This is a genomic window from Streptomyces sp. NPDC038280, assembly GCF_055600045.1.
Window position 1 is genome coordinate 292,567 of record NZ_JBVJYZ010000006.1, and the last position, 12,687, is coordinate 305,253.

Sequence of the window (12,687 nt, forward strand, 5' to 3'; positions counted from 1 at the left end):
GGTGCGAGCGGATCGGTGGTGGAGCGACGACCTGCTCCTCGGTGAGAAGCCGGTACGACCACGATCGGGTGACGAGGTGAGCCGAATTCCCGCGACGCCGACGACCGGCGCACGAGGTGCGCAGCTGTGCTTCATGAGGACTGCGGTTGCGCCGAAGAAGCCCGGCCGAACATCGCCCGCCAACTGCGCAGGAGAGCTACGCCAGCCGACGCACGCACCCGTTGCCTGGGGTTGGGGCCCACTCAGACGGTACGGCGGGAGCGGGCCAGAGCCAGCCCACCGAGAACCACACCGACCAGCCCCAGCAGCAGGGCAACAAAAGCCCCGCCCCGCCCGTTGCCCGTGCCGATGCCGCTGTCAGAGGTGGCCACGACCAGCCCGCCGAGGGCCATGGCGGTCAGCCCCGCCACGATGGCGCCACATCTGCGTGAGCGGGTCCCGGAACGACCGGCGGGACGGGCCAGAGCCAGCCCACCGACGACCACACCGGCCAGCCCGAGCAGTGCGGCCACGATGGCCCCGAGGCGCCCGGGGCTCATGGCGAAAACACCGACGGCGGTCGGCTGGACGGAGAGATACGCGACGGCCGGTGCGGCGAACATCGATCGGGCTGGCATGAGGTGCTCCTTCTCGTACGGTTGGACGTGGCCCGATCATGTCCGCCGGCCCCACCGCCGGTCGTCCAGCAGGCGCGGGCAATCCGCACTGCCGCCGATGCCGCATCCGGGTACCGCGGACGCTGCAGGCGCCGAGAAAGTACTGCGTGCGCGGTAGCCGGCGGCTCGTGCGGGAGCGGGATTCGCCCGCGCGGGCGCCCGGCTAGGGTGCGCGCATGAGTAGAGGACGGTTCGGTGTTCCGGCCGGTGTCAGAGACTGGGCGATCGCAGTCTGCGTGGCAGCGGTCCTGCTGGTCACAGGGTTGTCCGGGAAACACTCGGCCACCACCCTCGACCTGCTGGGCTATCTGCTGTTGGTGGCTGGTGGCCTGGCGCTGGCCGCAGGCCGTCGGGCTCCCGCTCCGGTCCTCGTCCTCACCGGGCTGTGCGCGGTGGGCTACCAGGCGGCCGGTTTCGACGTGCCGGCCGTCGCCTTCCTGTTCGCGGTGTACGCCGCGATGCGTGCGGGGCACCGCGCCCTCACGGTGGCGGCGAGCGTGACCGTGCTGGCCACTCTGCCGCTCGCCGCCCTGGCCTCCGGCCTGCACGACACGGGCGAGGCGTTCGCCCAGGCCCGGGGCGCCCTGGAGATCGCCTGGCTGATCGCCGCGGGCGCCGCGGGCGAAGCGCTGAGGCAGGCCGAGCAGCGTGCGGACGAAGCAGAGCGCACCCGGGAGGAAACCGCGCGGCACCGCGCCGACGAGGAGCGGCTGCGCATCGCGCGGGAGCTGCACGATTCGCTCACCCACCAGATCTCGATCATCAAGGTGCAGTCCGAGGTCGCCGTCCACGTGGCCCGCAAGCGTGGCGAACAGGTACCCGAGGCCCTCCTGGCGATCCAGGAGGCCGGACGCGAGGCGACCCGGGAGCTGCGCGCGACCCTGGAGGCGCTGCGCGACGACGACACGAGCCCGCCGCGTGGGCTCGGCCACGTCCCGGAACTGGTGGAGAAGGCCCAGCTGACCGGCCTGGACGCCACGCTGACGATCGAAGGACAACGACAGGAGGTGCCGGCCGCGGTGGGCCGGACCGTCTACCGGATCGTTCAGGAGTCGCTCACCAACGTCGCCCGGCACGCCGACGCCGCCACCGCGTCGGTCCGGATCGACTACCGCCCGGACGCCCTGGCCGTACGGATCGACGACGACGGCAAGGCCGCACCGGACGCCGCCCCGACGCCCGGTGTCGGGCTGCACGGGATGCGCGAACGAGTCACCGCCCTCGGCGGCCGGCTGCGCGCGGAACCGCGTACGGAGGGCGGCTTCACCGTCCAGGCCGAACTCCCGATGGACCGGACCTCGTGATCCGTGTCCTGCTGGTCGACGACCAGCCGCTCATTCGCAGCGGGTTCCGCTTGCTCCTCGACCTCGAAGACGACATCGAGGTGGTGGCCGAGGCCGCCGACGGGAAGGAGGGCCTGGCTCTGACCAGGAAGCACCTGCCCGACGTCGCGCTCATCGACATCCAGATGCCGGTCATGGACGGCATCGAGGCGACCCGGCGCATCGCCGAGGACCCGGCCTTGGCCGGGGTGCACGTCGTCATCCTGACCAACTACGGCTTGGACGAACACGTCTTCAACGCGCTGCGGGCCGGCGCTGCTGGGTTCCTCGTCAAGGACATCGTGCCGGAAGACTTCCTGCATGCCGTACGCGTCGCCGCACGCGGTGACGCGCTGCTGGCACCGTCGATCACCCGCAAGCTCATCAACAGGTACGTCACCCAGCCGCTCCACAGGGGCGCCGACACAGGGCTGGGAGAGCTGACCGCCCGCGAACGCGAGGCCGTCGCCCTGGCCGCGCGGGGCCTGTCCAACGACCAGATCGCCGAGAGCATGGTGATCAGCCCGATGACCGCAAAAACCCACATCAACCGGGCCATGACCAAGCTCCACGCCCGTGACCGCGCTCAGCTCGTGGTTCTCGCCTACGAATCCGGCCTGGTGACCCCACACAACCCTTGACGTCCCGGATCGCGCTCGCAACGGTGCGCCCTCGCAGGAGCGCGGTCCGGCGGGGTGGCGCCGCTCTCGGGGCTCCGTAGCGGCCACTGCGTGACCTCTTCCCGTCACGTGCCCCACCCGTCCCCTTCGGAGCGGTGAGCAGCGGTCAGCACGGGTACAGGCCGACGAGCCGATTTCAGGAATCCCCATCAGCGGTGGTCTGGATCCGCTGAAGACCCGGCTGAGTAGGGGCACGAGCTCCATCAGTAGCTCGCGCCGCATTGCCAGGAGCCGCCGGCAATGTCGTAGCCGACGCTCGTGTCTGATGGGATCAGCGGCAGACTGCGCCCTGCGGTCAGCTTCCGTGCGGCGGCAGGACGCCCTTCTTCCTCGCTTCGGCGATCCACCGGCCGGCCGTGGCCTCGGAGCGGGCCCAGCGGGTCGCGATGGCGCTGCGGGGCGGGATGTTGTGCTCGACCGCCCAGTTGTAGACCTCGGCGACATGGACTGCGTGCTCCTCGCCGCCGCCGTACCTGCGTCCCTCCACCTTCGGCTCAACCTGCTCGCGCATCTCGTCGACACGGGCCTCGGAGGCGACCTTGAGGACCTTGTCCAGGGGCAGGCGGCGAATGAAGGTCGCGGTCACAGGGGCGCCGTCGGGGGCGGAGACGTAGAAGCCGTTCGGCTTCGCTCCGCCCGGTGGGTAGCCCACCACGAACGCGTAGCCCTCGTACCCGGGCAGCTCTTCCACCGTGACCCCGTTCGTGCTGGTAGTGACCTTCACCTCGCGCTGCCCTTCGTCTCAATCTAATCGCCCACATGTAATGCAAGCGTGCAAGTTGATCGTGGCTGTGCCATGATGTCGGCCGCCCCTCTTCCATGATGCCGCAGTGCCGAGCGGGCGCTTACTGCTGCCCTCCAAGAGAACACCGCCATGTCCGTGTCCTGCCTGAACCCCCGGGCACCGAGCCGGGCCCGGCCCCGAAGCAGTGCACGAGCTGTTTTCCACTCACGAGGCCCCGCTCCGGGGGACTTTCGCGTACCGCCGACAGGAGCGCACGATGACCACCACGCCGCCGCCCACTCCGCGGCAGACGCCCGGCTGTCGGCCGCCCTACCCGCATCCGCAGCCACCATCGCGGCGCTGGTGGCATCGGCGGCCGGCGCTCATAGCCGCGTTCCTCTTCCTGCCCCCGCTGGGCGTGGCGCTGGCGTACATGCGGCCCTGGAGCGAGCGACGGAAGGCGGTGGCCGCCACGCTGGCCACGGTCTGGTTCCTGGTTCTCTTCGTCCCCTCGGACGGCGGCAAGAACCCGGGCGCCACGCCCCAACCGCAGCCGACTGTCACCGTGACCGTCACCGCGACGCCCCCTCTGACTCCGACCCAGGCTCCGACTCAGACTCCGAGCCGCACGCCAAGCCAGACAGAGAGCGAACCCCCGAGGGCTTCCCAGCCCACGCCGACGCGGGAAGCCGAGCCCTCCCCAACGCCCCCGGCGCAGGACGACAGCGCAGGCGACGACGGCTCCGGCTCGGGGGGCGGGACGTCGTCCAGCGGCGGCTCCTCCAGCTCCGGCGGAGGCGCCAAGAGCGGAGTCCAGTACGGGCGCTTCTGCTCGCCCGTCGGCGCCCGCGCCCTCACCAACGACGGCAGGCCCGCGAAATGCTTCATGGGCAAGGACCGTCGCGCCCGCTGGGGTTACGGGAGCTGATCGCGCCCACCAGCGCACTGGCCGACGTAACGCGCCCGCGCGTGGCGTGGCCGCGCGAGACGCCCGAGGTCGCGGCACTCCCCGCCTGAATCCCGGCCGACCGCCGCCGGTCCTTCGACTCCGCCCGGTACGGGCACACCCCGACAGTGTGTCCCGCCAAACCCGCGCCACCTCCTGGCACCACACCCACACACCGCGAAGGGACACACACCTCACATGACTACCCCGCCGATGCCGCCGCTCCCGCCCGTCGCCCCGGCTCCGGCGCCGGCCATCAGCCGCCGCCTGCTGTATGCGGGCATAGCAGCGGCGGCCCTTGTTGTTGCCGGTGCAGGAGTCGGCGGGTACGCCCTCGGTGCCGGCTCGGGGAGCACGGCCGCCGCTGCCCCCGCCGGCGCGACCAGCTCGGCGCCGGAACCCCCCAGTACGTCGATCACACCTGGCCCTGACTCCGGCGTCACCGTGCCGACCGCTGCGCCCGTCACGCCGACAGCGACGCCGACGCCGACGCCACCCGCGTGCACGAAGTTCAAGACGATCAGCGACCGGGACTTCAAGAAGCTGAGTCGAGACGCCGCCCAGCACCTCGGCAAGTGCTACCGGGTATACGGGTACGTAACGCAGTCCGACAGCGCCACCGGCGCTTCCTCGTTCCGGGCGAACGCATGCGGTGAGAAGAAGCAGCCACAGTACGGCTACGTCGCGGACTGCGACACGAATTCGATCTTCACGGCACCGGCATCGTCCACCGGGACCGGTATGGACGACATCGTGCAGGGTGACGTGTTCGAGGCGAAGGTGGTGGTCGGAGTTCCGTTCACGTACACCACCACGATGGGCGGGCAGATGACCGCGCCCACGTTCCTGGTCACCAAGGTCGCGAAGTACGCCACGACCCGCTGACTCAGAGCACCCGCCCCGAGACGTGACACGGCCCACTCTCCAACTCGGTGGTCGGCCGGGCGCATTGTGTGAGGCGGCGGGCGCGGCCGGGCGACGTGGACTGCTGCGCTGCTGACGGCACCTCGGGCGTGGGTCGCGGTTCCGTCGGCGGGCGGCCGGCTGTACAGGGCGCGTACGAATCGGCGGCGCCCCCGCCGGTCGGGCCGGCCTGGAGCGCGGGCCGGGGTGGGGTCAGGGACGGGCGCCCTGGGCGTGGTCGGGGCAGGCGTTTCGCCGGAGGATGCGGCGGATCACGCGTCGTCGTCCTTTCGCCAGATGGCGGGCTGTCCGCCGGGGTGTCCGCCGGGCGGGCGGCGCTGGACGGGCGGGAAGGGCCAGTTCGGATTGCCCCGGGGCCCGCCGATCGGCGGGCGGTCCTGGCGGGGGCGCTGCTCGCCGCACGCCATGGCCAGAGCCACGACCCAGCCGACGAACGTCCAGCCCAAGAACACGTTGACGACGACCACGGGGCCGGTGCTCTTGGCGTTGCGGCAGACGGCTGCGACGGTGGGGACGAAATACATCAGGATCAGGAAGAGTTCCACCCCGATCACTCCAGCCCGAATTGGGCCTTGGAGTACAGGGCGCCGTCCACGAAGATCAGCGACGCATTACTGACGCCATCTTCGCCATAGCAGGTCCAGGACGAGCCGCCGAGGCTGTTTTCGCCGTCCTGCTCGCAGGTCTCGGCGTAGTCGGGCAGGTCGATTTCCGGCATTCCGAGCCACAGGGATCGGTACTCGCCGAGGGTCAGCGCGTCCTCTCCGCTGCTGGTCTCGCCGGTGTCGCTGTTGTCGTAGTAGTGGTCTGCGGCGCTGACGGCGACGAAGGCGGCGAGGACGAGGGCAGCGGCTGCGGTGGTCTTTGCCCAGCTCGGGGAGCCTTGGGGTTCGAGCCGTATACGGGGCATGGCGGTACCCTTCTGCTGCGTAGGGTGTGGTGCGCGGGCGCGCCCCTGCTTCGATCAGAGCCGCGCATGTATCTGGCTATTCGTGGCTGATCTCGAACGTGGTGGGTTCGGCGTCGGGGCCTTGTCGTACAGGTCATCCACGATGGGCAGGGAGCAGGTCAGATCCATGCTCCTCTTCGTGTTGTTGACCACGGTGGTCTCGACGATCACGTATTTGGCGCCGGATCCTGCGCTCTTGCGCTCGCCGAGCATGGTGATCGAGTTGGCTTCCCGTATGCGGTGGACCGTGATGGAGACGCCGCCGTTGTGTAGTTCCTCACCGATCTTGTGTCCTCGGGTGCCGACTGACGATGAGTTTGATGATCAGGCGTCTACTGAGCGAAGGTCAGAGGGCGTTGATCAGGTGAGTGCGCTGCTCAGTGCATGCGTCGGGGATGATGACGCCGGTGTCGCGGAGGGTGTCGAGCCCGGTCAGCCTGACGGTTCTCTCGTCGGTGCTGGTGGTGGCGTCGGGGCGGCGGGCGCCGTCGGCTGCATGGGGGGCTGTGGGTGGGCTGGGGCGGCCGGGTAGGGCTGGTGAGGGTAACGGCTGCGGGTAGCCCTGCTGCGGCATGGCATGCGCGCCCCACGCTGCGCCCTGGGCGGGGTTGTCCTGATGGTCGTAGCGGGCGTTGTCGGCGCGGCCGTGGAGGCTCATTGCGTGACCGCGGCCGCGGCACTTGCGGGTGGCTATCTCGCTGACGCCCATAGCGCTCGTGGCGACCATGCAGCGGCCCATTCGGCGGCCGGCTTCGTTGAGGCCGCTGTTGGTGCAGCGCTTGCAGTCGGGGCATCCGGTTTGCACTCGGGCCATGTGGGGCTCCTGGGGTCTCGGGTGCGCCAAAATGGGGGCGAAAGTTGCATTGTGGCGTGCATGCAATGTGACGCCCGCGCTCAATGTGAGCGCTAGTATTACAGAAGTGCGATCATTAATGAACATGGTCCCCGGCATGGGCGATGCCACCGAGGCCCGACCCAAGGTCTCCACCAGCTCGGACGGGGTGACTGTGGCCGATCTACCCCATACGACGACTACGCGTTCGTTATCGGGTTCGCTCCCGGCGACTCATGGTCGGCCCCGGCGTCGAGGTGCTCATGGACGCGGCGGGCGATGTCCTGGGCGGTGCCGTGGGCCACGAGCGCGTCGACGAGCCGGTCGTCGAGCGAGTCCACGTTCTCGTACCCCAGCTCCTGGAGCAGGGTGTGACGGTTGGGCAGGGCGGCTGCTGCCATGGTGCGAGCCGGCGCGGCGGTGTGTGAGCGGTCCGGGCCCAGCACGCACAGCTGGGTGACGGCCAGCAGCCCGGTGGGTCCGAGTACGGCTCTTGTGTTGCGGGTGTGTTCGACCGGCATGCCCAACGGGTTCGCGCCCCAGGCTCGTTCGGCGGCGAGCGCGAGCATGCCGGGGTCCAGTGCCGAGAGCACACGATGGGGGCGAGGGGCCCATGGTCGGCGGCCCGAACGGGGCGGTGTCCAGCGCGTCGAGGTAGGCGCGCATGGTGGGCACCGGGGGCACGAAGGGGTGGCCCCGGATTGCTTCCGCGAGGCCGGGGTGGCTGTCCCAACAGGCCGAGCAGGAAGCGTCCGGGGAATGCCTCCTCAAGGGTGCGCTGAGCGGCGGCGGTCGTCACCGGGTCGCGCGCGTAGATATCCGCGCTGCCGGCTGCCACCACGATCCGGCGGGTCTGCGACAGCAGGATCCCGGGCTGCGCCATCGCTTCCGCCCCGCGGCTCCGGCTGACCCCGGACGCGACGGCGCCCCGCCCAGCCCGGCGGTGCCGGCCGATCTCGGCGATCGGCGAGACGAGTCCCGAGTTGGTGGAGACATGGGTGGCGGAGACCAGCCGGGGCCGTATCGCCGGCTGAGTGGCAGCCTGGCGGTAGAGCAGCCGAGTACCGCAACTCCGGCAACCCCGCCGTCCGATGGCGTCCCTCCCCGGCCGCATTGCGACCGGAGTGACCCTCGCTGACCGATCCGGCTGGAGCTACGGGAGGTCAGCCGCGGCCGGCGGCCGGGCCTTCTCGTCTCAGAGCTGCGATTACGGCGGTAACGGCGGTGGTCACGACGAGGCTTCCGAGCATGACCATCACCACGCCGACCATGAAGAGGCCGCTGGCGTCGTCCGACCAGTCGTAATAGGCGGCAACGGTCAGGCCGGCCGTGGTGCCGAGCACGGCGCCCGCGAGGTAGCGCCGGGAGGCCGCCCAGTACACAGGGACCAGCAGAGTCAGCACCAGTCCGATCACCTGCCACGCTTCGTACGGGCCGGTCGTCGTTCCGTCGGGTTGCACGTCGCGATGCTGATCCCAGCCCAGCCAGGCAGCCCATGCAGCGAGCGTCGCCAGACCCAGCACGAGGATCGCCGACGGCTGGGGAACGGACTTCAGTGGTTGTTGTCGCATGGCCCAAGCGTTCCGGCTCGCGCTGTGACCGACCAGAGCGCACGTACTCAGCCCCATCCGAGTGCTTCAGCGGAGTACGGCCGTACCCGGCGCGTACCCGATCGGTGATCGCACGCCCTCGGCGCCTGGTCCCGGCACTGCAGCGCTGTGACGCAACAACCATGATTTTCAAGGTTGTTGAGGCGCGGCGACGAGACCGTGGCTCGCGGGAGGGGCTCCGCGCCGATCGGTGACTGCGGCAGGATGGAGCCGTGCCAACCGAGTCGGAGAACATCGAGCTGAGCGAACACGAGCTTCGTGAGATCACGGGCTATGCCGCTGACTGCGCGCGCAGGGCGCTGTCGATTTTCGAGCAGAGTCTTCCCGCTGACCCGCGCCCCCGGGACGCGATCGAAGCGGCACACGCGTTCGCCGGGGGCGGCCGGCGGACGGCCGTGCTGCGGGAGAGGGCGTGGGCGGCGTACAGAGCGGCACGTGAAGCCGCGTCGCCCGCCGCGGGCGACGCGGCACGAGCGGCGAGCCATGCGGCTGCCGCCGCGTATCTGCACCCCAAGGCAAGCGCTCATCAGGTGAAACACATCCTCGGTGCGGCGGCGCACGCGGCACGGGCGGAAGAGCTGGCATCCGGAGAAGACCGAACTGTCACTGCTGGGACCCTGGAATGGGCGCGTCATCACGCACCACCGGCGGTCGGCGCGGTGCTCGGCCGCCTGCCCGCCGCGCCTCCCGGAGGCGGGCGCGTGGGCGGGTTCATTCGCGATCTCGACGCCGCGCTCCGCGCCTGAGGGCGATCACCAGGCCCGCAAGGGATTCCCTACGGGCGGCGAGCGACCCGCAGTTGGTGCCAGTGGAGACGCGTGCGGCGGGACCTTGGCGTCCTCCCTGAGCTACTCCTCGGATTGGGGCAGGTGCGTCTTCGCGTCGGTGTAGGTGGCGTCGGCGGGGGGTTGCGCCGGGGTGTAGATCAGGCTCAGGACGCCGGTTCGGAAGGTCTCCGACGAGAGCAGCTTCAGGGGGATCGGGCGCTCGCCCTCGTCGAACAGGCGCATGCCCTTGCGGACGGCGATCGGGTGGACCAGGAGGTGGAGTTCGTCCAGCAGGCCCGCCGCCAGGAGTTGGCGGACGACCGAGACCGAGCCGCTCATGCCGATGTTTCCGCCCGGTTCGTTCTTCAGGGCGGTGACGGCGTCGAGGAGGTCGCCCTCGAGCTGTTCGGAGTTGCGCCAGGTGAAGTCGAGTTTCCGGTGCGACGCGACGATCTTGCGTGCGTCCCCGAGCTTCTTGGCGAAGCCGGCGTCCTCGCCGCCGGCCGCCTCGCGCTCCGGCCACGCCCCGGCGAAGCTGTCGTAGGTCGTACGGCCGAAGAGGACGGTGTCGGCCGCGCCGAGGGTCGCGTCGACGGCGGCGCCCATCTCGTCGTTGAAGTACGGGAAGTGCCACTGGTCCGGCGCCTCCACGACCCCGTCGAGCGAGATGAACAGTCCGGCAGTGATCTTCCTCATGATGGTCCTCCGGGAGCGGTGGCGGGCGGGCTCTACGCGGGGAGAGACCGTGGCGGCCGGACAAACTCATCGGTGTCGCGTCCGTCGCGTGCGCAGTGCCGCATCGGTACCCAAGGAGAGCTGTCGGCAGCGCCGGTCAGGGGCCGACGCGGCGGTGGTTCGCCCGGTCGGCGGAGGGGTCGTGGGCCGGCTCCGGTGCGCGGTTCGGCTCGGGCGCTTCGCTATGTGCGGAGGACCGCCTGGACCGGGTTCGTCCGGCCAAGGGGCGGGTGGGATCCCGACCGGCCCGCGCCGCCGTGACTAAGTACCGTTAGCGCACCATGACATAAACACACTTTATCGGGCGAGCGGGTGACGAAATGTCAGGTTTGTCCATCTATAGTTTCCGAGCGGGCAGATGAAGAGCCAACCTTCCACCCCAGGAGACCGAATGCCTGCCACATCCCGCGCCCTCACCGCTACCGCGATCGTCTCCGCTCTGCTCATGGCCGTTCCGGCCCACGCGGCAGCGGCCGACCGCAGCGCGCTTCCCAGTCATCAGTGCACCGTCAACGGTGTTTCCGCGCCTCCCGGTGCCACCGTCTTCGGCACCGACCGCAACGACCGCATCGAGTGCGAGAACGACATCGAGAACGTCACGGTGTGGGGCGGCGGCGGGGACGACTACATCCGGGTCAAGGGCCTCGTCGTCGACTCGCAGGTGCTCGGCGGCGACGGCGACGACACCATGCAGAGCAGCCACCTCCTCCCCCGCGAGGGGTCCAGCTCCATGCGCGGCAACGCCGGTGACGACACCATCACCGTCGCCACGGTCCGCGGCACGAGCGAGCACGGCGCCTCCGTCTACGGCGACATGGGCAGCGACCGGATCACCGTCGGCAGCGTCCACGGCACCCCCGGCGACTACCAGCGCGGCGGCGGCCAGGTGTTCGGCAACGACGGGGGCGACTACATCTCGACCGGCGTCATCGACTTCGGCGGGCGTGTGCTCGGCGGCAGCGACAACGACACCGTCGAGGCGAAGGGCCTGGCGGTGGAGGCCGGTGGAGTCATCCAGGGCGGCCCCGGCAAGGACGTGATCCGCGGCAAGGACGGCGCCGAGCTGCTCGCCGGCCCCGGCTGGGGCGTGGTGGACGGCGGCCTCGACACGGACACCTGCAAGGTGAAGCACGCTTCCCCCGAGCGCGCGCGCAGCACCATCGCGTCCTGCCCCTGATCTCCCCCGGCGGGCCTGTGACTTCGGGCCGCGCCCCACGCCGCAGAGGGCGGACCGCGCCGCGGTCCGCCCTCTGCGCGTCCCACCCCTCGGGCCGCCCCCGTAAGCCGGCCCGCCCGGCGGGAACGACTGCTCAGTGGCGCAGGGCGCTGAGCCCCCGCCACTGGTCGAAGCTGAGGTTCCAGTCGCCGTATCCATTACCGGTGGCGACCGTCGCCCGGGTCGATCCGTGGACCTTGATGACGTCACCGCGTACGGCCCGGTCGTAGAACCACTTGCCGTCCGCCTCGGACATCCCCACGCAGCCGTGGCTCTTGTTGACCCGGCCGAAGTAGCCCTTGCCCTCGTTCCAGGGGGCGGCGTGGGTGTAGGTGCCCGAGGTGGTCATGTGAACGGCCCACGGGACCTCCTTGTCGTACGGGTCGTCGATCTTGACCGACCGCGAGGTCATCCGTACGAGGGCCTGCTTGCCCAGGACGACCATGGTGCCGTTCCAGGTCGGGTAGTCGGGTGCGCCGCCCGATACCGGGATGACCCTGGTCGTTCTGCCGTCCTCGGTGACGGTCATGGTGTGCCGGCGCAGGTCCACCTCGGAGACGCGGGCGGTGCCCGTGGTGAACGTGGTGGTGACGTCCCGGCGCAGATAGCGGCCGGGGCCGGTCTCCACGCCGCTGAGCTCGGCGACCATCGTGACCTTGGTGCCCTTGGACCAGTAGGTACGGGGTCTCCAGTCCACCCGTTCGGTGCCGGTCAGCGGGTCGCGGGTCCAGCCCCACGCCCCCTCGGTCCTCGGGACGGTGGTGACCGACAGCCGCCGCTCGACGGCCGCCCTGTTCCTCACCGGGGCGTCGAAGGCGATCGACACCGGCTGTCCGATGCCGACGACCGTGCCCCTGGCGGGTGTCACGGTCACGCCGTTGATCCGCTCGGCGGCCAGCGTGCGGAAGGTGCTCCGGGCCCGGGCCGTCGTGCCCGCCGGGTTCACGGCGGTGGCCTCGACGACGTACTCCGTACCCGGGGTCATCGTGCGGTCCGACTGCCAGGTGCGCCGGGGAGCGTCCCAGGCCCCGGTCACCTCGACGCCCTCGCCCCGGGCGGGCTTGACCTCGACGGAGGTCAGCGTCCCGCCGGCGGCCACGACCTTCACGACATCGGCGGGGTTCACGGACTCGGCCCCCTTCCAGGCGGGGGTGATGGCGATGCCGGCAGGGGCCGCGGCGCGCCGCTTCGCCTCCCCGAGCCGGTTCGTGTTCTTCGCGTCGTCCGTCGCGCCTGGGGAGCCGCATCCGGCCAACAGGACGATCCCCAGGAGCGGGACCGTCAGGGCGCGCAGAGCGCGCCCGGGACACATCGTGGTCACTGAAT

At 70.5% G+C, this 12,687-nt stretch carries 16 protein-coding genes and 1 pseudogene; 6 read left to right on the top strand and 11 right to left on the bottom strand.

The annotated features are described in order from the left end of the window. Positions 1–242: 242 nt before the first annotated feature. The gene (locus ACZ7J0_RS16215) at positions 243–617 is read right to left on the bottom strand and encodes a DUF6223 family protein (RefSeq protein WP_470887797.1); all 375 of its coding nucleotides are present in this window, start codon (positions 615–617) and stop codon (positions 243–245) included. Between the two features lie 215 nt (positions 618–832). Between ACZ7J0_RS16215 and ACZ7J0_RS16220 the strand changes: the two genes are divergently transcribed. Beyond that, the gene (locus ACZ7J0_RS16220) at positions 833–1,960 is read left to right on the top strand and encodes a sensor histidine kinase (protein ID WP_470887799.1); all 1,128 of its coding nucleotides are present in this window, start codon (positions 833–835) and stop codon (positions 1,958–1,960) included. Then, a complete protein-coding gene (locus ACZ7J0_RS16225; protein WP_470887801.1) occupies positions 1,957–2,619 on the top strand; it encodes a response regulator in 663 nt (220 codons plus the stop codon). Before ACZ7J0_RS16220 ends, ACZ7J0_RS16225 begins: the two co-directional genes overlap by 4 nt. 334 nt (positions 2,620–2,953) lie before the next feature. On the opposite strand, the gene ACZ7J0_RS16230 is transcribed toward ACZ7J0_RS16225, so the two are convergent. Beyond that, positions 2,954–3,382, bottom strand: coding sequence for a hypothetical protein (locus ACZ7J0_RS16230; RefSeq protein ID WP_470887803.1), 429 nt, complete (start codon positions 3,380–3,382; stop codon positions 2,954–2,956). A gap of 277 nt (positions 3,383–3,659) precedes the next feature. Between ACZ7J0_RS16230 and ACZ7J0_RS16235 the strand changes: the two genes are divergently transcribed. Both ACZ7J0_RS16235 and ACZ7J0_RS16240 read left to right on the top strand, forming a co-directional pair. Then, positions 3,660–4,310, top strand: a complete 651-nt coding sequence (locus tag ACZ7J0_RS16235) for a hypothetical protein (RefSeq protein WP_470887805.1) — start codon at positions 3,660–3,662, stop codon at positions 4,308–4,310. A 216-nt stretch (positions 4,311–4,526) separates the two neighbouring features. Continuing rightward, entirely contained in the window at positions 4,527–5,213 is a 687-nt protein-coding gene (locus tag ACZ7J0_RS16240) for a hypothetical protein (RefSeq protein WP_470887807.1), read from the top strand. A gap of 290 nt (positions 5,214–5,503) precedes the next feature. Here ACZ7J0_RS16240 and ACZ7J0_RS16245 read toward each other — a convergent pair whose 3' ends face one another. The 7 genes and pseudogenes from ACZ7J0_RS16245 to ACZ7J0_RS16275 form a co-directional block, all read right to left on the bottom strand. Further along, a complete protein-coding gene (locus ACZ7J0_RS16245; protein ID WP_470887809.1) occupies positions 5,504–5,797 on the bottom strand; it encodes a superinfection immunity protein in 294 nt (97 codons plus the stop codon). Positions 5,798–5,802: 5 nt separating this feature from the next. After that, a complete protein-coding gene (locus ACZ7J0_RS16250; protein WP_470887811.1) occupies positions 5,803–6,162 on the bottom strand; it encodes a hypothetical protein in 360 nt (119 codons plus the stop codon). Between the two features lie 54 nt (positions 6,163–6,216). After that, positions 6,217–6,414, bottom strand: coding sequence for a hypothetical protein (locus ACZ7J0_RS16255; protein ID WP_470887813.1), 198 nt, complete (start codon positions 6,412–6,414; stop codon positions 6,217–6,219). A gap of 133 nt (positions 6,415–6,547) precedes the next feature. Next, a complete protein-coding gene (locus tag ACZ7J0_RS16260) occupies positions 6,548–7,015 on the bottom strand; it encodes a hypothetical protein (protein WP_470887815.1) in 468 nt (155 codons plus the stop codon). Between the two features lie 218 nt (positions 7,016–7,233). After that, entirely contained in the window at positions 7,234–7,626 is a 393-nt protein-coding gene (locus ACZ7J0_RS16265) for an LLM class oxidoreductase (RefSeq protein WP_470887904.1), read from the bottom strand. A gap of 128 nt (positions 7,627–7,754) precedes the next feature. Next, positions 7,755–8,147: pseudogene (locus ACZ7J0_RS16270) on the bottom strand (LLM class flavin-dependent oxidoreductase); the annotation flags it as partial. A 49-nt stretch (positions 8,148–8,196) separates the two neighbouring features. After that, positions 8,197–8,604: a hypothetical protein gene (locus ACZ7J0_RS16275; protein WP_470887817.1), complete on the bottom strand. Its 408-nt coding sequence runs from the start codon at positions 8,602–8,604 to the stop codon at positions 8,197–8,199. Positions 8,605–8,855: 251 nt separating this feature from the next. On the opposite strand from ACZ7J0_RS16275, the gene ACZ7J0_RS16280 reads away from it, so the two are divergent. Continuing rightward, entirely contained in the window at positions 8,856–9,389 is a 534-nt protein-coding gene (locus ACZ7J0_RS16280; RefSeq protein ID WP_470887819.1) for a putative immunity protein, read from the top strand. 102 nt (positions 9,390–9,491) lie between these two features. On the opposite strand, the gene ACZ7J0_RS16285 is transcribed toward ACZ7J0_RS16280, so the two are convergent. After that, positions 9,492–10,106, bottom strand: coding sequence for a dihydrofolate reductase family protein (locus ACZ7J0_RS16285; RefSeq protein WP_470887821.1), 615 nt, complete (start codon positions 10,104–10,106; stop codon positions 9,492–9,494). Positions 10,107–10,536: 430 nt separating this feature from the next. Here ACZ7J0_RS16285 and ACZ7J0_RS16290 point away from each other — a divergent pair, with 430 nt between their 5' ends. Next, entirely contained in the window at positions 10,537–11,322 is a 786-nt protein-coding gene (locus ACZ7J0_RS16290; protein ID WP_470887823.1) for a hypothetical protein, read from the top strand. Positions 11,323–11,455: 133 nt separating this feature from the next. Here the strand turns inward: ACZ7J0_RS16290 and ACZ7J0_RS16295 are convergent, their stop codons facing one another. Further along, positions 11,456–12,673 carry a L,D-transpeptidase gene (locus ACZ7J0_RS16295; protein ID WP_470887893.1) on the bottom strand — a complete coding sequence of 406 codons (1,218 nt, stop codon included), beginning with the start codon at positions 12,671–12,673 and terminating at the stop codon, positions 11,456–11,458. Between the last annotated feature and the right edge of the window lie 14 nt (positions 12,674–12,687).

Excerpts from the sequence above, each read along its gene's own strand:
- ACZ7J0_RS16240 (WP_470887807.1), top strand. The coding sequence starts at position 4,527 with ATGACTACCCCGCCGATGCCGCCGCTCCCGCCCGTCGCCCCGGCTCCG.
- ACZ7J0_RS16235 (WP_470887805.1), top strand. The coding sequence starts at position 3,660 with ATGACCACCACGCCGCCGCCCACTCCGCGGCAGACGCCCGGCTGTCGG.
- ACZ7J0_RS16215 (WP_470887797.1), bottom strand. The coding sequence starts at position 617 with ATGCCAGCCCGATCGATGTTCGCCGCACCGGCCGTCGCGTATCTCTCC.
- ACZ7J0_RS16250 (WP_470887811.1), bottom strand. The coding sequence starts at position 6,162 with ATGCCCCGTATACGGCTCGAACCCCAAGGCTCCCCGAGCTGGGCAAAG.
- ACZ7J0_RS16285 (WP_470887821.1), bottom strand. The coding sequence starts at position 10,106 with ATGAGGAAGATCACTGCCGGACTGTTCATCTCGCTCGACGGGGTCGTG.
- ACZ7J0_RS16275 (WP_470887817.1), bottom strand. The coding sequence starts at position 8,604 with ATGCGACAACAACCACTGAAGTCCGTTCCCCAGCCGTCGGCGATCCTC.
- ACZ7J0_RS16260 (WP_470887815.1), bottom strand. The coding sequence starts at position 7,015 with ATGGCCCGAGTGCAAACCGGATGCCCCGACTGCAAGCGCTGCACCAAC.
- ACZ7J0_RS16255 (WP_470887813.1), bottom strand. The coding sequence starts at position 6,414 with ATGCTCGGCGAGCGCAAGAGCGCAGGATCCGGCGCCAAATACGTGATC.
- ACZ7J0_RS16290 (WP_470887823.1), top strand. The coding sequence starts at position 10,537 with ATGCCTGCCACATCCCGCGCCCTCACCGCTACCGCGATCGTCTCCGCT.
- ACZ7J0_RS16220 (WP_470887799.1), top strand. The coding sequence starts at position 833 with ATGAGTAGAGGACGGTTCGGTGTTCCGGCCGGTGTCAGAGACTGGGCG.
- ACZ7J0_RS16295 (WP_470887893.1), bottom strand. The coding sequence starts at position 12,673 with ATGTGTCCCGGGCGCGCTCTGCGCGCCCTGACGGTCCCGCTCCTGGGG.